Origin of the sequence: Enterobacter ludwigii (assembly GCF_001750725.1) — a bacterium.
Classification (GTDB): Bacteria; Pseudomonadota; Gammaproteobacteria; order Enterobacterales; family Enterobacteriaceae; genus Enterobacter; species Enterobacter ludwigii.
Genome location: NZ_CP017279.1, coordinates 207921 through 233934, shown reverse-complemented (window position 1 = coordinate 233934; position 26014 = coordinate 207921). Strand labels below are relative to the sequence as shown.

25 protein-coding genes and 1 other annotated feature are annotated in these 26014 nt (G+C 54.7%); of the genes, 10 read left to right on the top strand and 15 right to left on the bottom strand.

Features of this window, described 5'->3' with window-relative positions:
• Positions 1 to 80 precede the first annotated feature (80 nt).
• From BH714_RS01105 to BH714_RS01065, 9 genes are all read right to left on the bottom strand, one after another.
• Positions 81 to 1385 carry an inosine/guanosine kinase gene (locus BH714_RS01105; protein WP_020885178.1) on the bottom strand — a complete coding sequence of 435 codons (1305 nt, stop codon included), beginning with the start codon at positions 1383 to 1385 and terminating at the stop codon, positions 81 to 83.
• A 63-nt stretch (positions 1386 to 1448) separates the two neighbouring features.
• Positions 1449 to 2411, bottom strand: coding sequence for a ferrochelatase (gene hemH, locus BH714_RS01100; protein WP_040016800.1), 963 nt, complete (start codon positions 2409 to 2411; stop codon positions 1449 to 1451).
• A gap of 125 nt (positions 2412 to 2536) precedes the next feature.
• A complete protein-coding gene (gene adk / locus BH714_RS01095; protein WP_006809841.1) occupies positions 2537 to 3181 on the bottom strand; it encodes an adenylate kinase in 645 nt (214 codons plus the stop codon).
• A gap of 192 nt (positions 3182 to 3373) precedes the next feature.
• Positions 3374 to 5248 carry a molecular chaperone HtpG gene (gene htpG, locus BH714_RS01090; protein ID WP_014168914.1) on the bottom strand — a complete coding sequence of 625 codons (1875 nt, stop codon included), beginning with the start codon at positions 5246 to 5248 and terminating at the stop codon, positions 3374 to 3376.
• A gap of 110 nt (positions 5249 to 5358) precedes the next feature.
• Positions 5359 to 5964 (bottom strand): recombination mediator RecR, encoded by a 606-nt coding sequence (recR, locus tag BH714_RS01085; RefSeq protein ID WP_006809843.1) that lies wholly within the window; start codon positions 5962 to 5964, stop codon positions 5359 to 5361.
• Positions 5964 to 6296 carry a YbaB/EbfC family nucleoid-associated protein gene (locus tag BH714_RS01080; protein ID WP_010428194.1) on the bottom strand — a complete coding sequence of 111 codons (333 nt, stop codon included), beginning with the start codon at positions 6294 to 6296 and terminating at the stop codon, positions 5964 to 5966. Before BH714_RS01080 ends, recR begins: the two co-directional genes overlap by 1 nt.
• A 54-nt stretch (positions 6297 to 6350) precedes the next feature.
• Positions 6351 to 8279 carry a DNA polymerase III subunit gamma/tau gene (gene dnaX, locus BH714_RS01075; protein WP_020885181.1) on the bottom strand — a complete coding sequence of 643 codons (1929 nt, stop codon included), beginning with the start codon at positions 8277 to 8279 and terminating at the stop codon, positions 6351 to 6353.
• Positions 6957 to 7021 (bottom strand) — a sequence feature (DnaX frameshifting element). Its footprint overlaps the gene before it by 65 nt.
• Before the next feature lie 88 nt (positions 8280 to 8367).
• Positions 8368 to 8919: an adenine phosphoribosyltransferase gene (gene apt, locus BH714_RS01070; RefSeq protein WP_000127359.1), complete on the bottom strand. Its 552-nt coding sequence runs from the start codon at positions 8917 to 8919 to the stop codon at positions 8368 to 8370.
• Between the two features lie 151 nt (positions 8920 to 9070).
• Positions 9071 to 9448, bottom strand: coding sequence for a DUF454 family protein (locus tag BH714_RS01065; RefSeq protein WP_020885182.1), 378 nt, complete (start codon positions 9446 to 9448; stop codon positions 9071 to 9073).
• Between the two features lie 50 nt (positions 9449 to 9498).
• On the opposite strand from BH714_RS01065, the gene priC reads away from it, so the two are divergent.
• Together priC and rsmS are read left to right on the top strand one after the other, a co-directional pair.
• Complete coding sequence (gene priC, locus BH714_RS01060) at positions 9499 to 10026, top strand: primosomal replication protein N'' (RefSeq protein ID WP_040016799.1); 528 nt, start codon at positions 9499 to 9501, stop codon at positions 10024 to 10026.
• Between the two features lie 12 nt (positions 10027 to 10038).
• The gene (rsmS, locus tag BH714_RS01055; protein ID WP_032681547.1) at positions 10039 to 10224 is read left to right on the top strand and encodes a pleiotropic regulatory protein RsmS; all 186 of its coding nucleotides are present in this window, start codon (positions 10039 to 10041) and stop codon (positions 10222 to 10224) included.
• Position 10225: 1 nt separating this feature from the next.
• On the opposite strand, the gene mscK is transcribed toward rsmS, so the two are convergent.
• A complete protein-coding gene (mscK, locus tag BH714_RS01050) occupies positions 10226 to 13573 on the bottom strand; it encodes a mechanosensitive channel MscK (protein WP_014168907.1) in 3348 nt (1115 codons plus the stop codon).
• A gap of 113 nt (positions 13574 to 13686) precedes the next feature.
• A complete protein-coding gene (acrR, locus tag BH714_RS01045) occupies positions 13687 to 14340 on the bottom strand; it encodes a multidrug efflux transporter transcriptional repressor AcrR (RefSeq protein WP_014168906.1) in 654 nt (217 codons plus the stop codon).
• A 141-nt stretch (positions 14341 to 14481) separates the two neighbouring features.
• Between acrR and acrA the strand changes: the two genes are divergently transcribed.
• The 6 genes from acrA (at position 14482) to BH714_RS01015 (ending at position 21322) form a co-directional block, all read left to right on the top strand.
• A complete protein-coding gene (acrA, locus tag BH714_RS01040) occupies positions 14482 to 15675 on the top strand; it encodes a multidrug efflux RND transporter periplasmic adaptor subunit AcrA (protein ID WP_020885186.1) in 1194 nt (397 codons plus the stop codon).
• Positions 15676 to 15697: 22 nt separating this feature from the next.
• A complete protein-coding gene (acrB, locus tag BH714_RS01035; RefSeq protein ID WP_014168904.1) occupies positions 15698 to 18844 on the top strand; it encodes a multidrug efflux RND transporter permease subunit AcrB in 3147 nt (1048 codons plus the stop codon).
• Positions 18845 to 19355: 511 nt separating this feature from the next.
• Positions 19356 to 19730: an Hha toxicity modulator TomB gene (tomB, locus tag BH714_RS01030; RefSeq protein WP_020885187.1), complete on the top strand. Its 375-nt coding sequence runs from the start codon at positions 19356 to 19358 to the stop codon at positions 19728 to 19730.
• Between the two features lie 27 nt (positions 19731 to 19757).
• The gene (locus tag BH714_RS01025) at positions 19758 to 19976 is read left to right on the top strand and encodes an HHA domain-containing protein (protein ID WP_014168902.1); all 219 of its coding nucleotides are present in this window, start codon (positions 19758 to 19760) and stop codon (positions 19974 to 19976) included.
• Positions 19977 to 20185: 209 nt separating this feature from the next.
• Entirely contained in the window at positions 20186 to 20737 is a 552-nt protein-coding gene (gene maa, locus BH714_RS01020; protein WP_020885188.1) for a maltose O-acetyltransferase, read from the top strand.
• A 117-nt stretch (positions 20738 to 20854) separates the two neighbouring features.
• Positions 20855 to 21322, top strand: coding sequence for a YlaC family protein (locus tag BH714_RS01015; RefSeq protein WP_032677533.1), 468 nt, complete (start codon positions 20855 to 20857; stop codon positions 21320 to 21322).
• Here BH714_RS01015 and pdxR read toward each other — a convergent pair.
• Positions 21294 to 22754 carry a MocR-like pyridoxine biosynthesis transcription factor PdxR gene (gene pdxR / locus BH714_RS01010; RefSeq protein ID WP_040016798.1) on the bottom strand — a complete coding sequence of 487 codons (1461 nt, stop codon included), beginning with the start codon at positions 22752 to 22754 and terminating at the stop codon, positions 21294 to 21296. The two genes, BH714_RS01015 and pdxR, sit on opposite strands and share 29 nt — an antisense overlap.
• Before the next feature lie 100 nt (positions 22755 to 22854).
• On the opposite strand from pdxR, the gene BH714_RS01005 reads away from it, so the two are divergent.
• Complete coding sequence (locus tag BH714_RS01005; protein WP_014168897.1) at positions 22855 to 23565, top strand: GNAT family N-acetyltransferase; 711 nt, start codon at positions 22855 to 22857, stop codon at positions 23563 to 23565.
• Here BH714_RS01005 and ykgO read toward each other — a convergent pair.
• Together ykgO and BH714_RS00995 are read right to left on the bottom strand one after the other, a co-directional pair.
• Positions 23562 to 23702 (bottom strand): type B 50S ribosomal protein L36, encoded by a 141-nt coding sequence (gene ykgO / locus BH714_RS01000; protein ID WP_003859006.1) that lies wholly within the window; start codon positions 23700 to 23702, stop codon positions 23562 to 23564. The two genes, BH714_RS01005 and ykgO, sit on opposite strands and share 4 nt — an antisense overlap.
• 2 nt (positions 23703 to 23704) lie before the next feature.
• Entirely contained in the window at positions 23705 to 23965 is a 261-nt protein-coding gene (locus BH714_RS00995) for a type B 50S ribosomal protein L31 (RefSeq protein WP_010428154.1), read from the bottom strand.
• Between the two features lie 208 nt (positions 23966 to 24173).
• On the opposite strand from BH714_RS00995, the gene BH714_RS00990 reads away from it, so the two are divergent.
• Positions 24174 to 25739, top strand: coding sequence for an EAL domain-containing protein (locus tag BH714_RS00990; protein WP_040016796.1), 1566 nt, complete (start codon positions 24174 to 24176; stop codon positions 25737 to 25739).
• Here the strand turns inward: BH714_RS00990 and BH714_RS00985 are convergent.
• Positions 25732 to 26004, bottom strand: a complete 273-nt coding sequence (locus BH714_RS00985) for a metal/formaldehyde-sensitive transcriptional repressor (protein WP_020885193.1) — start codon at positions 26002 to 26004, stop codon at positions 25732 to 25734. The genes BH714_RS00990 and BH714_RS00985 overlap by 8 nt on opposite strands.
• Positions 26005 to 26014 lie beyond the last annotated feature (10 nt).

The window sequence follows — 26014 nt, the reverse complement described above, 5'->3', positions numbered from 1 at the left end:
CTGCAGCCCTTGACTGCCCCTCTCCCACCGGGAGAGGGTACAAACACGAATACGGCAACCGCAAGGTTGCCGTTTTGCCTTTATCGGTCCCAGTAGGCTTCTTCGAGGCTATCTTCCCTTTCCGGCAGACCGCGGGTTAAGCGCGGCGAGTGCTGGTTCAGCACCTGATAACTCACGCGGTTCGCGTACTTACACACCTGCGCCAGCGACGAATAGGTCAGCCAGTTGAATTTGTGCTTGCTGGAATTCGGGACGTTGGTTTTATGGTAGGCATTCGCAGTGATGTCATGCAGCAGCGCCGCCAGTGCGCCATCTCCCGCGCCATTGGTGTTCATGATCTTTTCTGGCCCGCCCATATACGGCGCGATGTGGGAGTAAATACGCAGCGGGTTTTCGCAATCTTTATGGCGAATCGCGCGGCTGAACTCGTACTGGTTAAACTCGGCAATGGCGCCTGGCAGCAGTGGATGCTGCGTTTTGCGTTTGCTCTCTTCTTCCGTGAAGCCTGCCATATACAGCCCTACCGGTCCGGCAGTGCAGAGCACCAGATCGACCCAGTCGAGCGCTTTATCGGAGGCCAGCAGCGGATCGCTCTCGCCGGTCAACGCTTCAGCCTCTTCTTCGTTCATCGCCAGAATCGAGACGTGTTCCTTCAGGAAGGCCTGCCACCACTCGGGGTTGTCGGCTATCACGAATTTGGTACCCAGCGTCAGAACGACCGGCACATTGTATTTCTTCGCGTACTCAATCGCTTTCATGGTGGCTTCCGGCATCGGCTCGCCGGGTTTACAGCGCACCAGATACGACGTCAGCACCAGTGCAGACGCACCCGCTATCACCGCTTCCGGAATGCTCTCTGCACGCAGCTTATTCATGTGGCCGGGGCTGATGGCAAAGGTACGTTCGCCGGAATCGCTGATCAGCGTGAAGCAGCGGCCAATCGGCCCGTCAACGCCCTGAAGATAGTTCAGATCGGTGCGGCTGGAGGTATTGCACAAATAACGGTAGGCGTAGCCACCAATTTCGATGTTGCTGCACATGACGCCCAATAACACAGAGCGGTCGTCGGCAAGCACCGAGTAGTTGTGCATGGTGTTGCCGATAGTGCCACCAGCAAACTGATGGGTGATCAGGTTTTCGCGCGTCAGCTCCTGATACAGGGCTTCGGCAACATCGTCCTCAATCACCAGCGAGTGACCGGCGCTCAGACCGTAACGAGCGACAAACGCATCATCCACTTTAGCTTCAATGTCCACCAGCGTCTGATCGATACCGACGACCCATGCGGCGCTGGTTTCATTTTCCGGCTGGATTTGCTGCAGGAGCGGATCGCGGGCATCAACGGGAAAGTAGTGTTTAGATTTGCGTTTACCGGGAAATTTCATGGGTCTGAACTGTGCAAGGATTATGGGCCGGGAATGGTAGCACAAACCCGGCCCATAGTGCGATCAGCGGCTGTTTGTCACCAGCGACACCATCATCTCGATATGCTCAGGCGAGTCGTTAAGGGCCGGAATGTATTCATATTTCGTTCCGCCCGCCTCGAGGAAGAACTCTCTGTTCTGCACGGCAATCTCTTCCAGCGTTTCCAGACAGTCGGCGGAGAAACCGGGTGACATCACCTGAATATGTTTCACGCCCTTCTCACCGAGCATTTTGAGGGTTTCGTCGGTGTAAGGCGTTAACCACGGCTCGCGACCAAAACGCGACTGGAAGGTCATCATCACTTTCTCTGGCGGCAGGCCGAGGGCTGAGACCAGCTCACGGGTGGTGTCGCGGCAGCGCTGCGGGTAATCATCCCCTTCATTGGCGAAGCGCTGCGGGATCCCGTGATAGGAGAGCAACAGCAGATCCGGCTCGCCATGTTTTTCAAACGACGCGCGCGCGCTACTGGCAAGCGCTTTAATATAGCGATCGTTATCCGCGTAATCGCGAATAAAGGTCACGCCAGGAATACGGCGGCGGGTCGCCAGAATACGTGCCAGCTCATCCCAGACGGCGGCAACCGTCGAGCAGGAGTACTGCGGATAAAGGGCGAGAACCACAATGTGGTCGACGCCCTGCGCCAGCAGCGAGTCGACCGCGCTTTCCAGTGACGGTTTACCGTAGCTCATGCCCAGCGCGACGGGCATATCCGGCAGGCGGGCGGCCAGCGCTTTTTCCTGCCGACGGCTATACACCATCAGCGGTGAGCCCTCCTCCATCCAGACGGACTGATAAAGCTTTGCGACACGTGGGGCACGAATCGGCAGAATGACGCCACGCAGCAGCGGCCACCACAACAGTCTTGGGGTATCCACGACGCGCGTGTCGCTTAAAAATTGTCGCAGGTAGCGTTTTACCGCTTCTGATGTCGGTGCATCTGGTGTACCCAGATTGGCAAGCAGGATGCCGGTTTTCGCCTGACTCATTCACGCCTCTTAACCATTTGAATGGTTTTCAATTGTAGCGGAAAAGCGTTTAAACGAAACCCATTGCTGCAATAGGTAAGATGAGAATTTTTCTCACCCGGAGAACCCGGGTGAGAGAGGTGCAATTAGCCGAGGATTTTTTCCAGCTCTGCACGAACGTCAGCAACGGCTTTGGTGCCGTCAACTTTCGCGTATTTGGTGTTACCCGCCTGCGCTTCTTTGGTGTAATAACCGATCAGCGGAGCGGTCATCTGATGGTATTCCACCAGACGTTTACGCACGGTCTCTTCCTGATCGTCTTTACGGGTGGTCAGCTCTTCACCGGTAACGTCATCTTTACCTTCAACCTTAGGCGGGTTGAATTTGATGTGGTAAACGCGGCCAGAGGCAGCGTGTACGCGACGACCAACAATACGGTCAACGATCAGCTCGTCCGGCACGTCGAACTCGAGCACGTAGTCCACGTTGATGCCCGCTTCTTTCATGGCATCAGCCTGAGGAATGGTGCGTGGGAAGCCGTCCAGCAGGAAACCGTTACGGCAGTCTTCCTGAGCAATGCGCTCTTTGACCAGAGCGATAACCAGCTCGTCGGTCACCAGCTTGCCTGCGTCCATGATGTCTTTCGCTTGTTTACCCAGCTCGGAGCCAGATTTAACAGCGGCGCGCAGCATATCACCGGTGGAGATTTGCGGAATACCGTATTTCTCCATGATGAACTGAGCCTGAGTTCCTTTACCCGCGCCCGGAGCGCCAAGCAGAATAATACGCATTGCGAAAATCCCCTCAAAAGTCGATTCAATTTTTCAAAAGCGCTAAACAATACCACCAGAACGGATATGGCTCAAGGAAGGCAGGCGGGCTGAAACGGTTAATGAAGGGAGATTAACGGGAAGGAGCGGTCTGGTGCCCTCCCCCGGTCCTCTCCCACAGGAGAGGGAGAAGACCAGGGGGAGGCGGGTCAATTACGCCAGCAGCAGCGCATTCACACGTTTAATGAACAGGTTAGGATCTTCCAGCGTGCCGCGCTCGGCCAGCAGAGACTGATCCAGCAGGAGCTCAACCCACTCGGCAAAGCGTGCTTCGTCCTGCGTATCCGCCGCGCGTTTCACCAGCGGATGATCCGGGTTCAGCTCGAAGATATATTTCACTTCTGGCATCGCCTGGCCCGCCGCGGCGAACAGTTTCGCCATCTGGGTGCTCATTTCATCCGCATCCGTGGTGACAATGGCCGGGGTATCGGTCAGACGGTGAGTGAAACGCACCTCCTTCACGCGATCGCCCAGCAGCGTTTTCACGCGCTCAACGAAAGGCTCCAGCGCCTTCTCCGCTTCTTTCGCGCTTTCGTCCACTTCATCGGCCAGCTTATCGATCGACTCATCGGCTTTGGCGACGGACTGGAACGCCTTACCGTCGAACTCGGTCAGGTAGTTCATCATCCACTCGTCGATGCGGTCAGACAGCAGCAGTACTTCGATGCCTTTCTTACGCAGCAGCTCGAGGTGTGGGCTGCTCTTCGCCGCGGCGTAGCTGTCGGCGGTGATGTAGTAGATCTTCTCCTGCCCTTCTTTCATGCGGGAGACATACTCCTCCAGCGACACGGTCTGCGCAGAGGAGTCGGTGTGAGTGGAAGCGAAACGCAGCAGCTTAGCAATGGCTTCTACGTTGGATGTATCTTCCGCAGGGCCCTCTTTCAGCACCAGACCGAACTGTTTCCAGAAGGTCTGGTATTTTTCTGCATCGTCTTTCGCCAGTTTTTCCAGCATCTGCAGCGCACGTTTGGTCAGTGCATTACGCAGGTTGCGGGTGACGGTGCTGTCCTGCAGAATTTCACGGGAGACGTTCAGCGGCAGATCGTTGGAGTCAATGAGACCACGCACAAAGCGCAGGTAGTTCGGCATGAACTGCTCGGCGTCATCCATGATAAACACGCGCTGGACGTACAGCTTCAGACCGTGCTTGTGATCGCGGTTCCACATATCCCACGGCGCCTGAGACGGGATATACAGCAGGCTGGTGTACTCCTGCTTACCTTCCACACGGTTGTGGCTCCAGGTGAGCGGATCGGTAAAGTCGTGGGCGATGTGTTTGTAGAATTCGTTGTATTCGTCGTCTTTAATTTCAGACTTATTGCGCGTCCACAGCGCCTGCGCCTTGTTGATTTTCTCCCAGGACACCACGGTTTCACCGTCTTTCTCTTCCTGTTTTTCAATCTCAACCGGCAGGGCAATATGGTCGGAGTATTTGCTGATGATGGAGCGCACGCGCCAGTCATTCAGGAAATCATCTTCGCCTTCACGCAGGTGAAGGGTGATTTCGGTACCGCGGTCCGCTTTGGTGATGTCATCAACGGTGTATTCGCCTTCGCCTTTAGATTCCCAGAAGACGCCGTGATCCGCACTGTCGCCTGCTGCGCGGGTACGTACGGTGACTTTGTCCGCAACGATGAACGCCGAGTAGAAGCCCACACCGAACTGGCCGATCAGCTGGCTGTCTTTCGCCTGATCGGAGCCCATTGATTCGAGGAACGCTTTGGTACCGGATTTAGCAATGGTCCCGAGATGATCGATGACCTCGTCGCGGTTCATACCAATGCCGTTATCGGCGATAGTCAGGGTACGGTTCTCTTTATCGAAAGAGACGCGCACGCGCAGCTCTCCGTCGCCTTCGTACAGATCCGGGTTAGACAGGGCGCGGAAGCGCAGCTTGTCCGCCGCATCGGAGGCGTTGGAAATCAGCTCACGCAGGAAGATTTCTTTGTTGGAATACAGGGAATGGATCATCAGGTGCAGAAGCTGTTTTACTTCTGACTGGAAACCACGGGTTTCTTGTCCTTTCATCTATGTCGACCTCAACAATGCCATTTAATGGGGTTTTAAAACGTTGAGGGAGAGATGGGGATACGAGGGGAGAATTTCAAGCGGAGGCCGCGATTGCAGCCTCCGTTTGGTCAGAAAATAATCTTGTGACGTCCAGCCAGAGAGTGGGACAGCGTGGTGCCGTCCACCATCTCCAGCTCACCGCCCACTGGCACGCCGTGAGCGATGCGGCTGGCGTCAACGCCATACTGTGCGCACAATTCGGCGATGTAGTTGGCCGTAGCTTCCCCTTCCACCGTTGGGTTGGTGGCGAGGATCACCTCTTTGATCGTTTCGGACTCAAGACGCTGTTCAAGGCGATCGAGACCGATATCGTCCGGGCCAATACCGTCCAGCGGGGAGAGATGCCCCATCAGCACAAAATAGCGGCCAGAAAACTGCCCGGTCTGTTCGATGGCATAGATGTCCGCCGGACTCTCCACCACGCAAATCTGACCGTTTTCCTGACGACGCGGATTAGTGCAGATGTTACACACGTCCTGCTCGGTAAAGGTACGGCAATCCGCACAGTGACCAATTTCTGACATGGCACGGGTCAAAGCCTGCGCCAGGCGCATCCCGCCGCTGCGGTCGCGCTGCAATAGCGTAAACGCCATGCGCTGCGCCGACTTCGGGCCGACACCCGGCAGACAGCGCAGTGCTTCCATTAACTGCGTGAGCAGCGGACTGGTTTGCATCAGAATGGCATCTTGAAGCCAGGCGGCAGTTGCATACCGCTGGAAACAGAGGCCATTTTCTCTTTCTGAGTTTCATCGATACGGCGCGCAGCATCGTTAAACGCGGCTGCAACCAGATCTTCCAGCATGTCTTTGTCGTCTTCGAGCAGGCTTGGGTCGATTTCAACGCGACGGCAGTTATGCGCACCGTTGATGGTCACCTTGACCAGACCGGCACCGGATTCACCCGTGACTTCCAGCTGAGCGATCTCTTCCTGCATCTTCTGCATTTTTTCCTGCATCTGCTGAGCCTGCTTCATCAGGCCACCCAGACCGCCTTTTCCACCAAACATAGGCTTCTCTCTTCTTTCACGTTTAAGGATTACAACCGTAAGTCAGACTCACGATCAAATGGGGCGAATACTCTCTTCATCCAGATCGGCGTCGAAGAACCGGCGCAGAGTCTGGATATTGTTATCCGCGATAATCGACTCGCGCGCTTGCGCGAGCTTCTCTTCATAAATCGCCTGACGCCATTCCAGTGGCGTTCGCACCGCCGGATTATCATCTTCAATGATAGTCAATTCAACCGGTGCACCGTGTAATGCGGTGAGCGCCTCGGCCAGCGCTTTTTGCGCGCCAGGGGAATTCAGGTGCCGCTGACCCGGTCGCAGGTGTAAACGTACCTGATGACCGTCCTGCTCTTTCCAGGCATTCAGCGCGACCTGCTCAACCAGTTTCGGCAACTGCAGTTTACTGACCTCTGCGGCCCACGCGTCACGCTCAATAGACTCTTCGGCAAGTTTCGCGGAAAGCTCAGGTGTTTTTTCATGCTCCAGCGCCTTTTTTAGCGCTTTCGGTGTGGCAACTTCTTCTTTCACCTCTTCAACGAGGGTCGTTGCCTTCCAGCGGTAAGCCTCTTCTTTCACCGGGGCTTTTTGCTCGAGCGCGGACGGTGCAGGGCGCGACTGAACGCGCTCCGTAACCGAAGCCAGTCGTTCAAGCGCGGCGTTGTTCACCGGCCGCGCTCTTCCTGGCGCTGCCGGTTCACTCTTTTTTGGTTTGGTTGCTCCCTGAGCACGTTGCAACTGGCTTCGTGCGGCAAGCACCGAACTGGTGGCCTCCGGCAGCGGTACGTTCTGCTGCGGGGGAGCCGTCGGCTGCGGTGGCACCTGCTGAGGCGACATCACCGCAGTGGGGGCGACCGGAGCAAAAGACTGTCGGGGCACTTCCGGCTCCGGCAGAGGCATGCGCGGATGGAACGCCAGCGCACGCAGCAGGGTCATTTCAACGCCCATCCGGGGATCCGGCGCAAACGGCAGCTCTTTGCGGCCAATCAGCAGCGTCTGGTAATAAAGCTGCACGTCAGCCGGTGGGACGGTGCGCGCAAGCTCACGCATCCGGTGTTCAATAACCGCCATATCGGCACCGATGGCTGACGGAGAAAGCTGCAGCATCGCCACGCGGTGCAGCAGACTCAGCATCTCAACCAGCAGCGCTTCCCATTCAATGCCCCGGGCAGCCGCGGCGTTCACCAGCGACATGACGCGTTCACCGTTGGCGGCAATCATCGCTTCGATGAGAGAGAGCGCCTGATCGTCATCCAGCGTGCCGAGCATGGTGCTGACCGCGTCGGTCGAGAGTTTACCGTCACCGCTGGCAATCGCCTGGTCGGTGAGACTTAAGGCATCACGAAGGCTGCCGTCTGCCGCGCGGGCCAGCAGCTGCAGGGCGCGCGGCTCGTGGACAATCTTCTCTTCATCAAGAATATGTTCAAGCTGAGCGCGGATCTGCTCGACGTCCAGCGCCTTCAGATGGAACTGCAGGCAACGCGACAAAATAGTGACCGGCAGCTTTTGCGGATCGGTGGTCGCCAGCAGGAATTTCACATGCGCGGGCGGCTCTTCCAGCGTTTTCAGCAGGGCGTTGAAGCTGTGGCGTGACAGCATGTGCACTTCATCGATCAGGTAGACCTTGAAGCGGCCACGCGCCGGCGCGTACTGCACGTTGTCGAGCAGATCGCGGGTATCTTCCACTTTCGTGCGCGAGGCGGCGTCGATCTCAATCAGATCGACAAAGCGCCCCTGCTCAATTTCACGGCAGTTGTCACACACGCCGCACGGCGTGGCGGTGATCCCGGTTTCGCAGTTCAGACCTTTTGCCAGCAAACGGGCAATAGAGGTCTTACCGACGCCGCGGGTGCCGGAGAAAAGATAAGCGTGATGGATGCGACCTAGCGACAAGCCGTTCGCCAGGGCCGTCAGCACATGCTCCTGACCGACAACGTCAGCAAAGGTTTGTGGTCGCCATTTACGGGCTAACACCTGATAACTCATGGGCAGGCTCTGCAACGCTGGAAGGTGAATTTATGGAGGGGAATGCTATCACAACCTCACCCATTGAGCGAGGTTGTGAAAACCGGGATTAATGACCCGGGAAAGGCACCAGGCTGTAGCTGGTAATGCCCTGTTTTTCCAGGCGCTGTTCGCCACCCAGATCGAACAGGTTAATGATGAATGCCGCGTCGGTCACTTCACCACCCAGACGACGGATCAGCTTCACGGTCGCTTCAATCGTGCCGCCGGTCGCCAGCAGATCGTCAACCACCAGCACTTTATCGCCAGGCTTGATCGCATCAACGTGGATTTCCAGCTGATCGGTGCCGTACTCCAGTTCGTAGCTCTCTGCGATGGTTTCACGCGGCAGTTTGCGCGGTTTACGCACCGGCACAAAGCCAACACCCATTGCCAGCGCGACCGGCGCGCCAAACAGGAATCCACGGGCTTCGGTACCCACTACTTTGGTGATCCCGGCGTTTTTATAACGCTCGACCAGCAGTTCAATGCTGAGCGCGTACGCTTTCGGGTCTTCCAGCAAGCTGGTGACATCACGGAAAAGAATGCCAGGCTTTGGATAGTCCTGGATACTTTTGATGCTGTTTTTCAGATATTCAAGCTGCTGTGCAGTTGCGGTCATCGGTTTGTGCCTAAATGAAACAGTGTTACTCACAGCGCGCAACGAGTCGGCCAGGGTAACAATTGTTTAACCTTTGACCAGGCGCAGCTGTGCTCGAAAACGGTCGAATTTACTGGCTGCGCGCAATAATTGCAACAGCCATTATAAGGCTTCAGTGCTTTTGTTGCTTTTCATCAACCACGGGGATCCGCCACATAAAGAAAAGCAGACAGGCGAGGATCGTCAGCAACAGAATACGCACCCACATCATTTTCACCAGCCATAATGAAATGGCAAAGGTAATCAGGATCACCGCGATCGCACGCGGCTTCGCACCGGGCGGCATTGCCCGATGTTTTTGCCAGTGGCGCAAATAGCCGCCAAACCAGGAGCGGTACAGCAGCCAGTGGTGAAAGCGCGGCGATGAACGGGCGAAGCACCAGGCTGCCAGCAGGATAAAAGGCGTGGTGGGCAATAAGGGCAAAACCACGCCCAGCGTGCCTAACACTACCGCGAGCCAGCCAATGATGATTAAAATAGTACGCTGCATAATGCGAATCGTTATCAAACTGAACGGCTACTTTACCACTGGAGAGCGTATTGAAAACAGCCCTGCTTCTGGAGACGCTGCAAAATCAGCTGTCCACCCTGCGCGCGCAGGCTACGCCGTTAATGGGGCATGCTACGCTGAAGCCGCGCTTTGACCGGCAGCTTTTTCGTACCCGCAGCACGCGCATCCAGGATTATGTTGATGAGGCGCAGATGAATCTTGATGAGTTGCGCCACGCGGTTGAGAACAACCAACAGCAACAGGTCGCCTGGCTTGCGGAACATCTCACCGAGCAGATCACCGCCCTGCACCGAGAAATGACCGCCTGGCCCTTACGCGTCTGGGACAACGCGTCGCCGGGTCTCGGTAAATGGCAGCGCAAGCGGCTGGAGAACCAGGAGTTTGCGCGCCGTCTGTTTGAGATGAAGCAGGGGCGGGAAACGCGCCTGAACGCAAGCGAGACGCTGGAAGAGCAGCAGTTATTAATGCGAGAGATTAGCGCCCTCGAGGGCCGCATCGTTCGTTGCCGTCAGGCGCTGGATGAAATCGAACGCGTCATTGAACGTCTGACCCGTTAACAGGAGCCGTAAATGTCACTGGAAAATGCACCCGATGAGGTCAAACTGGCCGTCGATTTGATTATGCTGCTGGAGAATCATGACATCCCTGCTCAGACGGTGTTGAAAGCCCTTGAGATAGTGAAGACGGATTTTGAAGGCAAGGCGAAGGCCAGTCGCCTTCACCCTGACCCTCTCCCACCGGGAGAGGGAACCTGAATTACGCCGGGGTAGGATCGTCACCCTGAATCTCGCGCTTCACTTCCGTATGCTCATCACCTTTCTCGTTACGCAGGTGAACTTCAAGCTGGTTGAAGGCGATGTTAATGTTGTTTTCACGGCACAGACGATCGATAGTGCGGTTCAGCTCATCCACGGTGTAGCTGCGATCGCGCAGCTCACGCACGTATAACCGCAGCTCGTGATCCAGCGTGCTCGGCCCAAAGGTGGTGAAGAACACATCTGGGGCGGGCTCGTGCATCACCTTAGGATGCGATTTCGCGGCTTTTAACAACACCTCTTTCACTTTATCCAGATCGGAGCCGTAGGCCACACCCAGTCGAATGACGACGCGCGTTGTGGTGTCAGAGAGTGACCAGTTGATCAGTCGCTCGGTGACGAACGCTTTGTTCGGGATGATCACCTCTTTGCGATCGAAGTCGGTGATGGTGGTGGCACGAATACGGATCTTGCTGACCGTTCCCGAGAAGGTGCCGATGGTGACGGTATCACCGATACGTACCGGACGTTCGAACAGGATGATCAGGCCGGAAACAAAGTTACCGAAGATCTCCTGCAAGCCAAAACCGAGACCGACAGAGAGCGCGGCCGCCAGCCACTGCAGTTTATCCCACGAGACGCCAAGCGATCCAAAGACCGTCATCGCCCCGACAATAATAATGACGTAGTTGAGGATGGTGGTGATGGCATACGACGCCCCCTGACGCAGGTTCAGACGCGACAGCACCAGCACCTCAAGCAGGCCTGGCAGGTTTCGAATCAACGCCCAGGCCACCACTGACGATACCAGGGCAAAGAGCAGGCTGCCCATGGTCACGCTTTTCATTACCGCGGCGCCCGCTTCGGTGCCGTTGTATTGCCAGAGGGTGATACTGTCGAGGTAGGCGAAGACGGTGATTAAATCAGACCAGATCGCCCAGAACATCACCGCAAACAGCGCGATCATCACCAGCATGGTGATACGCAGTGTCTGCTGGTTAACCTGCTCCAGCGCGATGGTTGGCTCTTCCTGTGGCTCCGCGCCTTCGGCCCCCTCCTTCACCTGATGCTGGCGACGCGCGATGGCACGACGATAAGCGATGCGGCGAGCCGCCACGCTCAGGCCACGCAGTACGGTCTGATAGAGCAGGTTCCAGACGATCACCAGATAGACGGTTTCAATCCAGCGTCCGGACAGGCGCAACGTGGTATAGAAGTACCCCGTCGCCGTGAGCACCATCAGTGCCAGTGGAATAATCGCCAGTACCGTCACGGTGGCCAGACGAATGTTGTGAGACTCTTTATCCCGCCAGCTGTCGCGGCACATCGGCCACATCAGGATGGCAATGAGCAGCAGGTTCAGCAAAATAACCAGCTGGCCCATGACATCGTCCATCAGGTGCAGCGGAGACAGCTCAGCGACAACGGACCAGAAGTGCAGCGGCAACAGCGCCAGGCTGACGCGTACAATCTGACGACGCCAGTGGCTGGTCAGTTGCGCAGGCATGTTGAAATGACGCACCGCAACGCCGTCTTTTTCCAGCACTTTCCAGCACACGCCAAACACCAGCCAGAACAGGGCCAGTTTTTTACTGAACGCCCACAGCAGGTCGCTGATGTTGAGTTGCATCGTCAGCAGGATAAGCCCCACCGCCAGAATAATCAGGCAGACCGGCAGCGCGCGGATCAGATCGATCAGAATCGCTTTTGGCGTGTGCAGCTGACTGTCGTTACGCAGTTGCCCCACTTCAGACGCCAGCTTATCCTGGTATTTCTTCAGCCAGCCCAGACGCCAGCGGATCAGGCCAGCAATCAGCAGCAGCGGGAGCCCCGCCAGGAAGGCAATCATCACCGCAGGCCAGGCTTTCTCCCAGTTTACGGTGATTTTCATGCTCTTAATCTGCGCCTTCAGCGTTTCAGGGAAGGATTTGATCCAGTCCCAGTCCATCGGCTTGTTGCTGTTAACCCAGAAAATCTGCTGGGTCAGGATCTCCTGCAGACTTTTCGACACGCTCACCAGCTGTTGCTGGTTGATCTGCAGGTTAATCGCCATCATCAGCTGGTTGCCGAGCTGTTTGTTGAGCTGGTCGAGCAGCTCGCGGCGCATATCCACAACCTGCAGCAGGGCGTCGTGAACTTCCGGGTTCACTTCACTGGAATGGCCCTCTTCCAATTTGGCGACAAACGTATCGCTCTGGAAAAGGGCGTCGCGCTGCTGGTTCACATCGAATTGTTCCAGACGCAAATCCGCAATGCGGTTGGTCATGTCCTCGAGCTCATCGGCGGACGGCAGCGTCTGCTGTTGCTGGTAGAGAATACGCGACAGCAGCAGGCTGCCTTTCAGAACCGCAATCTGCTCTTTAATGTTGCGTTCAGCCTGCAGCGCGCGGTCCAGCCAGTTTTTCACTCTGATATTTTGCTGAACCAGCGAGTTTCCGCTTTCTGTTGCCAGTATCAGGCGCTGGCTCAGCTGATGGTTAGCCTCGAGCTCCTGTTTCACCAGCGGGTTCGCCTGAATGCGGGCAGTTTCGTCCGGTGAGACGGCTTCCTGAGCCGTTTTCTCCGTCAGCGTAAGGCGCTTACTGTTAACCGCCTCCTGCAACAGCTGAAGCTGATGTTCCAGACGATTAATGTTCGCCGTTACGTAGTCGCGCTGCTTCTGGAGCGTATCCTGCAGCACCGTATTCCCTTCCAGGCTTTTACGCTGCTGTTCGATTTGCGCATTCAGTAAGGCCTGCTGCACCAGCAGCAGCGTTTGCTGCGTTGGGCGCAGGGTGCCTTCGCCAACCGACGTACCGTTCAGACGGTTGCGGATCTGCTGCAGCTGCTGAGAGGCGGCGTACATCGCATTTTGCACGCGCTCGGGCTGGGTTTGCAGGGAGACAAGCTGGCTGTTGTACGTGCCGAGATCGGACTGCGCCGTTTGCAGATCGTCGAGCAGCTGTGCGACGCGCGATTCCAGCTGACGCAATGACAGGGTCGCGAGCGTTTTACGGGTTTCGTCGTCATTATCCACATCGCTCAGGGCATTCAGCGATTCCGTGGCCTTACGCATGTTTTCTGGCGCCTGCGCCACTTTCTGCCGAAGCTGTGTGGTTTCCGCTTTAACACGCTCAATTTTATCAAGCGTTTCCAGCGTCTCCGTCAGATCCTGCTGAACGAGCTTATCCAGAGCAGAGAGATCTTTTTGTTTATTCAGGGTGTCGAGTTGCGACTGAACATCACTGCGTGAAGGGATGTCATTGTTGTTATCGGCGCGGGCCCAGGAAAGCGGTGCCGTTGCGAAGAAAAACAGCGTCGCCAATAAAAATACAAGAACAGGATGTTGCGAGCGATTGGTGTGCAGCATAGTTGTGAATGATGTCAGAAGATGACCGAAAATAGTCCGGCGTGCAGGATATCACGCTCGCCTGAAGCAGAATAGCGCGAACGTGAGCCTCTAAGAGAAATCCTGGAATCGCGTCAGGCTGTTAGCGAGCCTGACTTGCCATGCAGCGTCGGGGAGAGCTGGCACATCTCCAGGAAAATAGCGACATAGCTGCGGGCTTCGTTCTTCAGGTCAAAGGAGTCCGGGGCGAAAAGCCAGTTTTCCATCAGGCCGGAAATATAACTGCGCATCAGGACTGCCGCCCGTCGGGTCATTAACGTCGCCGGCAGCTGGTTCGCCTGCATGCACTGGGTGAGGACCTGTTCAATGCGATCGTAGCTTTCCAGACACAGGCTGCGCTGCGCCTGCTGGACGACCGCCATCTCTCCAACCAACTCGCATTTATGGTAGATGATTTCCATCATTAACCTGCGACGTTCTTCAACTACCGTTGCTTCAAGGATATATACTAATATTTCTCTTAATACTGAGAGTGGATCCTCGGGGAATTTTGCCCGATACTCAGTCTCAAGATCGCTAATGCTGGACTCTGAGAGTTGCCAGATTTCACTGAACAGATCTGTCTTGTCTTTAAAATGCCAGTAAATCGCTCCCCGCGTGACGCCCGCGGCCTGAGCAATCTGCGCCAGCGAGGTTGACGAAACACCCTGCTGAGAAAACAAACGCATAGCCACATCCAGAATGTGTTGTCGGGTTTCAAGCGCTTGTTGTTTGGTTTTTCGTGCCATACGTTAGTGAATTTACAGGAGTCAGATTTACATACATTTGTGAATGTATGTACCATAGCATGACGATAATATAAACGCAGCAATGGGTTTTTGGACTCAGGACCATTGATCAATTTGAAATCGGACACTCGAGGTTTACATATGAACAAAAACAGAGGGTTAACGCCTCTGGCGGTCGTTCTGATGCTCTCAGGCAGCTTAGCGCTAACAGGATGTGACGACAAACAGGCTCAACAAGGAGCTCAGCAGGTGCCAGAAGTTGGCGTGGTGACGCTCAAGTCCGAACCTCTCCAGATAACGACAGAATTACCGGGCCGTACCAGCGCATACCGCATCGCAGAAGTGCGTCCTCAGGTGAGTGGTATCATCCTGAAACGTAACTTCACCGAGGGTGGTGAAGTGAAAGCTGGCGAGTCTCTGTATCAGATTGATCCGGCAACCTACCAGGCCTCCTATGAGAGCGCGAAAGGCGATCTGGCGAAAGCAGAAGCTGCAGCCAAAATCTCCCAACTGACGCTGAACCGTTACAAAAAACTGCTCGGTACCAAGTACATCAGTCAACAGGATTATGACACTGCCCTGTCTGATGCACAGCAGACCAACGCCGCCGTGATTGCCGCGAAAGCTGCAGTGGAAACAGCGCGTATCAACCTCGCCTATACCAAAGTGACCTCCCCAATCAGCGGTCGCATCGGTAAATCTTCCGTCACGGAAGGGGCGCTGGTGCAGAACGGTCAGACCAACGCGTTGGCCACCGTGCAGCAGCTTGATCCGATTTACGTTGACGTGACCCAGTCCAGCAACGATTTCCTGCGCCTGAAACAAGAGCTGGCAAACGGCACGCTGAAGCAGGAAAACGGTAAAGCCAAAGTGGAGCTCGTGACCAATGACGGTATCAAGTTCCCGCAGGCAGGCACACTGGAATTCTCCGATGTGACGGTCGACCAAACCACCGGTTCCATCACCTTACGTGCGATTTTCCCGAACCCGGATAAGACACTCTTACCTGGTATGTTCGTTCGCGCGCGTCTGGAAGAAGGCACCAACCCAACCGCACTTCTGGTGCCTCAGCAGGGTGTCACCCGTACGCCACGTGGCGACGCGAGTGCACTGGTTGTCGGGGCTGATGACAAAGTCGAAACGCGCAACATCACTGCCACGCAGGCGATTGGCGATAAATGGCTGGTGACGGAAGGTCTGAAAGATGGCGATCGCGTGATTATTACTGGTTTGCAAAAAGTTCGTCCTGGCGCGCAGGTCAAAGCACAGGAAGTGAAATCTGACGATAAACAACAAGCTTCGGCCGCTGGCCAGTCAGAACAAACCAAGTCTTAACTTAAACAGGAGCCGTTAAGACATGCCTAATTTCTTTATCGATCGCCCCATATTTGCATGGGTGATCGCCATAATCATCATGCTGGCTGGGGGACTTGCGATCCTGAAGCTGCCTGTCGCGCAATATCCAACGATTGCGCCACCGGCGGTAACAATTTCCGCAACCTACCCCGGGGCTGATGCAAAAACGGTGCAGGACACCGTGACACAGGTTATCGAACAGAACATGAACGGTATCGATAACCTGATGTACATGTCCTCAAACAGTGACTCAACCGGTACGGTACAGATCACCCTGACCTTCCAGTCAGGTACTGATGCTGACATCGCGCAGGTTCAGGTCCAGAACAAACTGCAGCTCGCCATGCCGTTGCTGCCACAAGAAGTACAACAGCAGGGTGTGAGCGTCGAGAAATCGTCCAGTAGCTTCCTGATGGTTGTTGGCGTTATCAACACCAACGGCACCATGACGCAGGAAGATATTTCCGACTACGTGGGCGCCAACATGAAGGACGCCATCAGCCGTACATCTGGCGTGGGTGACGTTCAGCTGTTCGGTTCTCAGTACGCGATGCGTATCTGGATGGATCCGAACAAACTGAACAACTTCCAGCTGACGCCGGTGGACGTGATCAACGCCATCAAAGCGCAGAACGCCCAGGTTGCCGCCGGTCAGTTAGGCGGTACCCCGCCGGTGAAAGGCCAGCAGCTTAACGCCTCGATCATCGCACAGACCCGTCTGACCTCCGCCGATGAGTTCAGCAAAATTCTGCTGAAGGTGAATCAGGACGGTTCGCAGGTTCGTCTGCGCGACGTGGCGAAAGTGGAACTGGGTGGCGAAAACTACGACATCATTGCGAAGTTTAACGGCAAGCCGGCTTCCGGTCTCGGGATCAAACTGGCGACAGGTGCTAACGCCCTGGACACCGCGACGGCTATCCGTGCGGAACTGAAGAAGATGGAACCGTTCTTCCCGTCAGGCCTGAAGATCGTTTATCCGTATGACACCACGCCGTTCGTCAAAATCTCGATTCACGAAGTGGTTAAAACCCTGGCAGAAGCGATCATTCTGGTATTCCTGGTCATGTATCTGTTCCTGCAAAACTTCCGCGCGACGCTGATCCCAACCATCGCCGTACCGGTCGTATTGCTCGGCACCTTCGCCATACTGGCCATCTTTGGCTACTCGATAAACACCCTGACGATGTTCGGGATGGTGCTCGCCATCGGCTTGCTTGTGGATGACGCCATCGTGGTGGTAGAAAACGTCGAGCGTGTCATGGCGGAAGAAGGTCTACCGCCGAAGGAAGCAACCCGTAAATCCATGGGCCAGATCCAGGGCGCGCTGGTCGGTATCGCGATGGTACTGTCTGCGGTATTTATCCCAATGGCCTTCTTTGGCGGCTCTACCGGTGCAATTTATCGTCAGTTCTCCATCACCATTGTCTCGGCGATGGCGCTGTCGGTACTGGTTGCATTGATCCTGACGCCTGCACTGTGTGCCACCATGCTGAAACCTGTTCAGAAAGGCGGTCACGGCGAGCATAAAGGGTTCTTCGGCTGGTTTAACCGCATGTTTGATAAGAGCACGCATCACTACACCGACAGCGTGGGTAACATCCTGCGCAGCACCGGTCGTTACCTGCTGCTCTATATCATCATCGTGGTGGGTATGGCCTATCTGTTCGTTCGTCTGCCAAGCTCGTTCCTGCCAGATGAAGACCAGGGCGTGTTCCTGACGATGGCACAGCTGCCGGCGGGTGCCTCGCAAGAACGTACCCAGAAGGTGCTGGATGAAGTGACGGATTACTACCTCACCAAAGAGAAAGCTAACGTTGAATCCGTGTTTGCGGTTAACGGCTTTGGCTTTGCGGGTCGTGGTCAGAACACCGGTATTGCCTTCGTTTCTCTGAAAGACTGGTCAGAACGTCCGGGCGAAGAGAACAAAGTTGAGGCGATTACTGGCCGTGCAATGGGCACGTTCTCACAGATTAAAGATGCGATGGTCTTCGCCTTTAACCTGCCAGCGATTGTTGAACTGGGAACAGCGACAGGTTTCGACTTCCAGCTGATTGACCAGGGCGGTCTGGGTCATGAAAAACTGACACAGGCACGTAACCAGCTGTTCGGTGAAGTGGCGAAGCACCCTGACCTTCTGGTCGGCGTGCGTCCTAACGGTCTGGAAGATACACCTCAGTACAAAATCGACATCGATCAGGAGAAAGCACAGGCACTGGGCGTTTCCATCAGTGACATCAATACCACGCTGGGCGCGGCCTGGGGCGGTAGCTACGTCAACGACTTCATCGACCGTGGTCGTGTGAAGAAAGTGTACGTGATGTCAGAAGCGCAATACCGTATGTTACCGAACGATATCAACAACTGGTACGTTCGCGGCAACAACGGCCAGATGGTGCCGTTCTCATCCTTCTCTACGTCGCATTGGGAATACGGTTCGCCGCGTCTGGAACGTTATAACGGGCTGCCATCCATGGAGATCCTGGGTCAGGCCGCACCAGGCCGAAGCACCGGTGAAGCCATGAACCTGATGGAAGAGCTGGCAGGTAAACTGCCTGCGGGTATCGGCTATGACTGGACCGGTATGTCCTACCAGGAACGTCTGTCCGGAAACCAGGCCCCTGCCCTGTACGCCATTTCACTGATTGTGGTCTTCCTGTGTCTGGCGGCACTGTATGAGAGCTGGTCGATTCCGTTCTCCGTTATGCTGGTGGTGCCACTGGGGGTTATCGGTGCGCTGCTTGCGGCAACGTTCCGTGGATTAACCAACGACGTGTACTTCCAGGTGGGCCTGCTGACAACCATTGGCTTGTCGGCGAAGAACGCGATACTTATCGTTGAATTCGCCAAAGATCTGATGGAGAAAGAAGGTAAAGGCCTGATTGAGGCGACCCTTGACGCGGTGCGTATGCGTCTGCGCCCAATCCTGATGACGTCACTGGCATTTATCCTCGGGGTAATGCCGCTGGTTATCAGTACCGGTGCGGGTTCCGGTGCACAGAACGCCGTCGGTACAGGCGTTATGGGGGGTATGGTTACCGCAACCGTACTTGCTATCTTCTTCGTTCCGGTATTCTTCGTGGTGGTTCGCCGCCGCTTTAGCCGCAAGAATGAAGATATTGAGCACAGTCATTCGGTAGAACCGCACTGATACCGGTTTCACATGATAAAAAGGCCGCATTAGCGGCCTTTTTCTTTTTCAGAAAAAAATCATAAAATAGGCTTATTGTGCTTCTATTTATTTCCTGCCGCCTACAATGACATATCATAATTAAGTGATAACGTAATCGCTGAATTCAGGATTTTTTTAATTTCATTTCCCTGCTTAAGTGATTAGGAATATTCCTAACCATATCTTCAGACAAAGAGAACTCCGGATTTGGACATCTTAGGATTGTTTACGCTAAGCCAATGAAACGTAAGGGAGCGAAAAAAGTTCCGCGTTAATCTGGATAAAAATGTTTAGCGCTGAAGGCACATTTGCGTAAAGGCTCGCAGTCAGTGCTTTTATTTGTAATTTTTCGTAATAGCGCGGTGAAATCTTGATCAGAGTGGATTATAGTTAGAGTTATCAGGAACACAGCACCCGTGCGGCTAAGTATGTTGTATCCATCCCGACATGATGTTCGGTGAGTAAGAAATCACTCAGAAGGGGATGCGCTATGGACGAGTACTCGCCAAAAAGGCATGATATCGCGCAGTTGAAATTTCTCTGCGAATCCTTGTACCATGACTGCCTTGCCAATCTTGATGAAAGTAACCATGGCTGGGTAAACGACCCAACGTCTGCCATCAATTTACAGTTAAACGAGTTGATCGAGCATATTGCAACCTTCGCACTTAATTATAAAATTAAGTACAATGAAGATAATAAGCTGATTGAGCAAATTGATGAATACCTGGATGACACCTTTATGTTGTTCAGCAGCTACGGCATTAATGCGCAAGATTTGCAGAAATGGCGTAAATCGGGCAACCGACTATTTCGTTGCTTCATCAACGTGAGCAGAGCTAACCCCGTTAGTCTTTCCTGTTAAAATTATTACAATTAGTAAGGTAAATTTATGTCTGAAAAACCACTCACAAAAATCGATTATTTGATGCGTTTGCGACGCTGTCAGTCAATAGACACGCTTGAACGTGTAATTGAAAAGAATAAATACGAGCTTTCTGATAATGAACTGGCGGTATTTTATTCAGCGGCTGACCACCGTCTTGCAGAACTGACCATGAATAAGCTGTATGACAAAATCCCAACGTCCGTGTGGAGATTTGTCCGTTAATCTTTGAAGTGTGTCTGTAGAGGTTCTACGCCACTTTCTCAGCTGTATTCAACTTTCTGGTTATACCCTCCTGCCCCAGTGCAGGTCTCCGTGTAAAACGTGCTCATCCGCAATATTATTGTGATTATAGTCACAGTGGTTTTCCGGGAACGTTCCCCTGCCATCCTGTTCCGATTACCCTACGGTAAAGACGACCAGTGAGGTTCCCAATGAGCATAGAAAAGCAGAAGATGATTGCAGGTGAACATTACCGCCCTGGTGATGAAACATTACGGGCCGACCGATTACGCGCCCGACACCTGGTTCACCGTTATAACCACACGGCACCTGATGAGAAACTCGAACGCCAGAACATTCTGGCGGAACTCCTCGGGCAAAGCGAAGGGGCCTATATTGAGCCGAGCTTCCGCTGTGACTATGGATATAACATTTATCTGGGCAAAGAATTTTACGCCAATTTCGATTGCGTGATGCTGGATGTCTGCCCGATACATATTGGCGACAACTGCATGCTCGCGCCAGGGGTGCATATTTACACGGCAACCCATCCGCTGGACGCCGACGCGCGTAATAGCGGCGTGGAGTTTGGCAAGCCGGTGACCATCGGCAACAACGTCTGGATTGGCGGACGTGCGGTTATTAACCCGGGCGTTACGTTGGGTGATAATGTGGTGGTGGCCTCCGGCGCTATCGTAACGAAAGACGTCCCGGCGAATGTCGTCGTCGGCGGCAATCCGGCAACAATCATTAAACGGCTGTAAAGTGACGGGGAGTCAACTGTTATGGTCTTTTAGCGCCTGACTGTTACTTTTTTCAGCCAAATGGCTCCCCTAAAATTGGCAGACATCCTGTATTGTCAATTTTCATAAAGGCAAAAAATGACCGAGATACAGCGCCTGCTTACTGCCACCATCGACGATCTTAATCACCGCGAAAAGCGCGACAATCGCCCGCGCTTTAGCATCAGCTTTATTCGCAAACACCCTGGACTGTTTGTCGCAATGTATGCCGCCTGGCTGGCGACACTGATTGTGATGCTGAAGTCCGAAACTCTGGTGGACTCCGTCTGGCTGCTTGTCATTCTGTTTGTGGTGTTTAACGCCTTTTTCTTTTTTGACGTTAATCCCCGCTACCGCTACGAAGATATCGACGTCCTTGATTTCCGGGTTTGCTATAACGGTGAATGGTATAACACGCGTTACGTGCCGCCGGAGCTGATCGAAAGCATCATGCACTCCCCCGCGGTTGAAACAGTGCAAAAAGAGAAGCTGCAGAAGATGGTATCCACCAAAGGTCAGCTCTCTTTTTATGATGTCTTTACCCTTTCCCGTCCTGCTGCTGCGTGATTAAAGCCTGTATGCGTCGGATACCCGACACAAACTGAGAAGCAGAGGTATTGCCGTAACCTAACACCAGACCGGTTTGCCCCTGCTTCGGCTCCAGGTAATACCCGCTCAGTGCAGCGGGTGCCAGCTGAAACGTCCTCGCCTGCGCGACCACTTTCTGGTCGTCGATGCCGTCTATTGCCAGCGTCAGATGCATCCCCCCTTCACCCGCCAGAATGCGATGCGGAGTATGAAGCTCAGCACTCAGCACCTCACGCAGCTGTCGGTAGCGCTTACGGTAGAGCCGGCGCATGGCGGCAAGGTGGCGGGCATAATGTCCTTCCTCAATAAACAGCGCCAGGGTTCGCTGTTCGGCGCGATGCCCGCCACGCAGCAGCGCGCCAATGGCCGGACGGGCCGCTTTTGCCAGCGCCGGGGGTAACACCATGAACCCCATTCTCAGCGACGGAAAGAGGGTTTTGCTGAAGGTACCAAGATAGACAACCGGCGCATTGTTGACCATTCCCAGCATTGCGGGCACGGGCTCACCGGAATAACGAAACTCGCTGTCGTAATCATCTTCAATAATCCAGGCGTTATGCTGCCGGGCCAGATCCAGCAGCGCCAGGCGTCGCCGCGCGCTGAGCACGCTTCCGTACGGAAACTGGTGCGAAGGTGAGGTGAAAATAAGCGCAGGGGACGGCGTATCCAGCCCTTCCCAGAACATGCCTTCGTCATCAACCGGCATCCCCGTCATGACTAAGCCCGCTTTGGCAAAGGCGCTTTTAGCCCCGCCATAGCCAGGATCTTCCACCCACGCGACGCTGCCGGGTTCGCTCAGCAGCAACGTGCAAAGGTTTACCCCCTCAAGCGCGCCTTCGGTCATCACTATCTGACTGGCATCGCAGTCAATGCCGCGCGAAAGGGCAAGGTGGCGGGCAATGGCCGCCCGCAGCGACGGCTCCCCGGCAGGATCACCATACCCTAACAGCGCGCTGCCCTCTTCGCGCAGAACCCGGTCGTACAAGCGCCGCCACAGCGGCAGGGGAAAGTAGTTGATGGCCGGTGTTCCCGGCGTAAATGCCGGAACCGGGGTATCACGCGGCACCGCCGCAGGCAGCGAGGCGACCCGGCTGCCGAGCGCGACGGCAGAGTCCGGCAATGCCTGAACGAGCGTACGCTGCGCCAGCTGCGCCACCCGCGTCCCCTGGCGGTTACGCAGCAGATACCCTTCGAGCGTCAGCTGTTCCAGCGCCGCATTGACGGTATTCCGTGAAAGCGAGAGCTGCTGAGCCAGCATTCGCGAACCGGGAAGCCGACTCCCGGCGTGTAGCCGGCCGCACAGTATCGCCTCACGCAATGCATGATACAGTGCACGCTGTAGCGTCTCTTCCCCCCGCGCTTTCAACGCGGCATTCAGCAAAGTATAAAATTCATCGCCCGGTATGTTCATCTCGCCTCCCGTGGTACCACCAAAACATATCTGAGTGGCACTTTTTAAGGAACCAGTAATTCACTAGTCTGGCGTTCTTATCAACGTCACGGACAGTAAAATGAAAACATTCAACGAGTTTGGACAGCCAGTAGGCGAGGCGCTTATCGACTGGCAACCCCGCCAGCACCCTTCACGTGTGGTGCTTCAGGGCCACTATTGTCGCCTTGAGCCGCTGCGGGTGGAGCACGCTGAGGCGTTGTTCAGCGCGTATTCTCTGGCCGAAGATACCCGCAGCTGGACGTGGCTGCTGCGTGAGCCGGATGCCAGCGCAGAGGCGTTTGCAGGATGGGTAGAGAGCGTGCGTGACTTATCCGATCCGATTCACTTTAGCGTTATCGACAACCAGACCCAGTCTCCGGTCGGCACGCTGGCTCTGATGCGGATCGATCCAACCAACGGCGTTGTGGAGGTGGGACATGTTCATTTCTCCCCGCTGCTCAGCCGCACGCCGATGTCGACGGAAGCGCAATATCTGCTGATGCGATACGTGTTCGACACCCTTGGGTATCGTCGATACGAGTGGAAGTGCAACAGCCTGAACGCGCCTTCGCGCAAGGCGGCACTGCGTCTTGGCTTTCAGTTTGAGGGGCGTTTTCGTCAGGCACTGGTCACGAAAGGTCATAACCGGGATACCGACTGGTTTTCGATTCTCGACAAAGAGTGGCCGGCGCTGGCGAGTGCCTTTGAAGGCTGGCTTGCCACCGACAATTTTACTGCCGATGGCAACCAAAAAAGATCCCTGGAAAGCTGGCGCGAAGCACGCGTCTAGCGTCTTTTCTTACGTCCCTGAACCGCCTTAAAGCGCGGATTGGATTTGCAAATCACGTATAAGCGTCCCTTGCGTTTGACTATCTGGCAATCCGGGTGACGCTGTTTTGCACTGCGCAATGAGTTAAGTACCTGCATGGTTATCCCCGCTTCGCATTAAGAAAGCCGCCGAAACGCTTACGGAAGCGCGCCGCACTGCCATCCGTCGAGAACGTTTTCTGCTTGCCGGTGTAGAACGGGTGCGATTTTGAAGAGACCTCGATGGTGATATACGGATACGTTTCACCGTCGAGTTCAATTTCGCGGTCGGTCTTAATGGTTGAGCCGACTTTAAAGTATTCATTAGCACTGGTGTCGTGGAACACCACGGTGCGATAGGCTGGGTGGATATCTGGTTTCATCGTAAACTCTTCATGTTTTGTTATAACATAACAAAATGATATCTAACCCCTGCTGAAAAAACAACCCCTCTGCCCCGACGATATTTTCTGTTGTGCCGTAAATCATGACCTGCGCGTGCTATAACTTTATCATTTAGCGGTAAAATCTTTCTCCTCTGGCAGGTTTTTCAGCGCCCAGGAGCGGGCATAAGAGGAAGGAGACAGCACCATGAAAACCCGACATCTGGTCAGTCTGGTGACCGGCGTACTTATCATTGCGGTACTGGTTCCGATTAGCCTGAGCATCTGGCTGGCACATCGCCAGGCGGAAGATAAGTTTGTCGATGCGCTGGATAGCTATGCCTCACGCGTGCTGATACGTACCGCCAGGGTGGTGGATGATGCAAAGGAAGCGCTCAATAGCCTGCAGACCTTTAAAGGGATCCCCTGTAGCGTTATGCATTTAAGGGAGATGCGGCGGGTCGCTTTTTCATGGCGTTATGTTCAGGAAGTTATTTATATCAACAATCTTGAGCCCCTTTGCTCGTCCCTGGAACAAACCAGTCAGTCGGCCCCTTTCCCGCCGCCCATGCGAATCACGGAAGATGGTTATGGCGCATGGCTCACCACGCAAAACGATCTCGGTTTTAGCCGCTACATGGCGGTCCTGGGTCGGGGCCACTATCTGGTGCTGCTCGATCCTGCCTCGCTTGTCGATGTGATCCCTTTCGGTGAGATCGCCACAGATGCCGCCCTGGTGGGCAGCAAATCACATCTCATTTTTGCCAGCAGCAGCAATCTCGATCCGCATATCCGCAATCTGGTTAAGGATCAGGGCGTCACCCGTATTCAGTACAACGGCTCGATATACATTATGAAGCCTGTTCCTGAACTGGGGTTTACGGTGGTCGCCTGGGCGGCGTTAAAACCGCTGGCTGAAACCTGGCACCAGCAACTTCTCATCTGGCTGCCGTTTGGCATACTGATAAGCCTGCTTGCCGCACTCTTTGTTTTACGACTGCTGCGTCGCATCCAGTCGCCACGCAACCGCCTGCTTGACGCCATTAACAACCGGGAATTTGTGGTTCATTATCAGCCCATTATTGAACTCTCTAGCGGGAAGATTGTGGGCGCAGAGGCGCTAACCCGCTGGCCCCAGCCTGACGGCAGCAGCCTTTCACCGGATATTTTTGTGCCGCTTGCTGAGCAAACGGGGCTCATCTCGCAGCTGACGCATTTGGTCATTGAAAAGGTATTTGAGGATATGGGCTACTGGCTGCACCTTCACGCCGGTCAGCATATTTCCATTAACCTCGCGCCGGCCGATTTGACCTCGGGAAAACTCCCGCCACTGTTGAGCCACTTAATGAATAAGTGGAAAGTCCATCCGCAACAGATCGCCCTTGAGTTAACCGAGCGCGGCTTTGCCGATCCTAAAATCAGCGCTCCGGCCATCGCCGCCTTTCGTCATTCAGGCCACGCAATCTATATTGATGATTTCGGTACGGGCTATTCCAGCCTGAGCTACCTGCAGGATCTGGATGTCGACACGCTAAAAATTGATAAAGCGTTTGTGGATGCACTGGAATATAAAAACGTGACGCCACACATTATTGAAATGGCGAAATCGCTGAAGCTGGCGATGGTGGCGGAAGGCGTGGAGACCGAAGGGCAACTCGCCTGGCTACGTCGTCACGGCGTTCAGTATGGGCAGGGTTGGTACTACAGCAAGGCGTTGCCGAAAGCGGACTTTATTCTTTGGGCGGAAGATAACCTCAAAACACATCCTACTTAAGGTAGGATTTGATCACCTGTAACACGACGCCAAGATCGGCTTCGCGCTGAGCTTCTTCAGGCTCTTTCACCACATGATCGGTGAGATGACCTTCGATCACCTGCATCATCATGCCGTTTACCGCGCCGCGGATCGCCGCCAGCTGTTGTAACACGTCGGCGCATTCGTGGTCGCTATTGAGCATTTTTTCCAGGGCAGCGCTTTGCCCCTGAATTTTCTTCAGGCGAGTCAATAACATCTTCTTGTCGCGAACCGTATGTGACATCTCTGTCTCC

Excerpts from the sequence above, each read along its gene's own strand:
- recR (WP_006809843.1), bottom strand. The coding sequence starts at position 5,964 with ATGCAAACCAGTCCGCTGCTCACGCAGTTAATGGAAGCACTGCGCTGT.
- apt (WP_000127359.1), bottom strand. The coding sequence starts at position 8,919 with ATGACCGCAACTGCACAGCAGCTTGAATATCTGAAAAACAGCATCAAA.
- BH714_RS01015 (WP_032677533.1), top strand. The coding sequence starts at position 20,855 with ATGACCGAGATACAGCGCCTGCTTACTGCCACCATCGACGATCTTAAT.
- tomB (WP_020885187.1), top strand. The coding sequence starts at position 19,356 with ATGGACGAGTACTCGCCAAAAAGGCATGATATCGCGCAGTTGAAATTT.
- pdxR (WP_040016798.1), bottom strand. The coding sequence starts at position 22,754 with ATGAACATACCGGGCGATGAATTTTATACTTTGCTGAATGCCGCGTTG.
- ykgO (WP_003859006.1), bottom strand. The coding sequence starts at position 23,702 with ATGCAGGTACTTAACTCATTGCGCAGTGCAAAACAGCGTCACCCGGAT.
- dnaX (WP_020885181.1), bottom strand. The coding sequence starts at position 8,279 with ATGAGTTATCAGGTGTTAGCCCGTAAATGGCGACCACAAACCTTTGCT.
- mscK (WP_014168907.1), bottom strand. The coding sequence starts at position 13,573 with ATGCTGCACACCAATCGCTCGCAACATCCTGTTCTTGTATTTTTATTG.
- acrR (WP_014168906.1), bottom strand. The coding sequence starts at position 14,340 with ATGGCACGAAAAACCAAACAACAAGCGCTTGAAACCCGACAACACATT.
- acrA (WP_020885186.1), top strand. The coding sequence starts at position 14,482 with ATGAACAAAAACAGAGGGTTAACGCCTCTGGCGGTCGTTCTGATGCTC.
- BH714_RS00995 (WP_010428154.1), bottom strand. The coding sequence starts at position 23,965 with ATGAAACCAGATATCCACCCAGCCTATCGCACCGTGGTGTTCCACGAC.
- maa (WP_020885188.1), top strand. The coding sequence starts at position 20,186 with ATGAGCATAGAAAAGCAGAAGATGATTGCAGGTGAACATTACCGCCCT.
- BH714_RS01065 (WP_020885182.1), bottom strand. The coding sequence starts at position 9,448 with ATGCAGCGTACTATTTTAATCATCATTGGCTGGCTCGCGGTAGTGTTA.
- BH714_RS01005 (WP_014168897.1), top strand. The coding sequence starts at position 22,855 with ATGAAAACATTCAACGAGTTTGGACAGCCAGTAGGCGAGGCGCTTATC.
- htpG (WP_014168914.1), bottom strand. The coding sequence starts at position 5,248 with ATGAAAGGACAAGAAACCCGTGGTTTCCAGTCAGAAGTAAAACAGCTT.
- BH714_RS01105 (WP_020885178.1), bottom strand. The coding sequence starts at position 1,385 with ATGAAATTTCCCGGTAAACGCAAATCTAAACACTACTTTCCCGTTGAT.
- hemH (WP_040016800.1), bottom strand. The coding sequence starts at position 2,411 with ATGAGTCAGGCGAAAACCGGCATCCTGCTTGCCAATCTGGGTACACCA.
- BH714_RS01025 (WP_014168902.1), top strand. The coding sequence starts at position 19,758 with ATGTCTGAAAAACCACTCACAAAAATCGATTATTTGATGCGTTTGCGA.
- acrB (WP_014168904.1), top strand. The coding sequence starts at position 15,698 with ATGCCTAATTTCTTTATCGATCGCCCCATATTTGCATGGGTGATCGCC.
- adk (WP_006809841.1), bottom strand. The coding sequence starts at position 3,181 with ATGCGTATTATTCTGCTTGGCGCTCCGGGCGCGGGTAAAGGAACTCAG.
- BH714_RS01080 (WP_010428194.1), bottom strand. The coding sequence starts at position 6,296 with ATGTTTGGTGGAAAAGGCGGTCTGGGTGGCCTGATGAAGCAGGCTCAG.
- BH714_RS00985 (WP_020885193.1), bottom strand. The coding sequence starts at position 26,004 with ATGTCACATACGGTTCGCGACAAGAAGATGTTATTGACTCGCCTGAAG.
- BH714_RS00990 (WP_040016796.1), top strand. The coding sequence starts at position 24,174 with ATGAAAACCCGACATCTGGTCAGTCTGGTGACCGGCGTACTTATCATT.
- rsmS (WP_032681547.1), top strand. The coding sequence starts at position 10,039 with ATGTCACTGGAAAATGCACCCGATGAGGTCAAACTGGCCGTCGATTTG.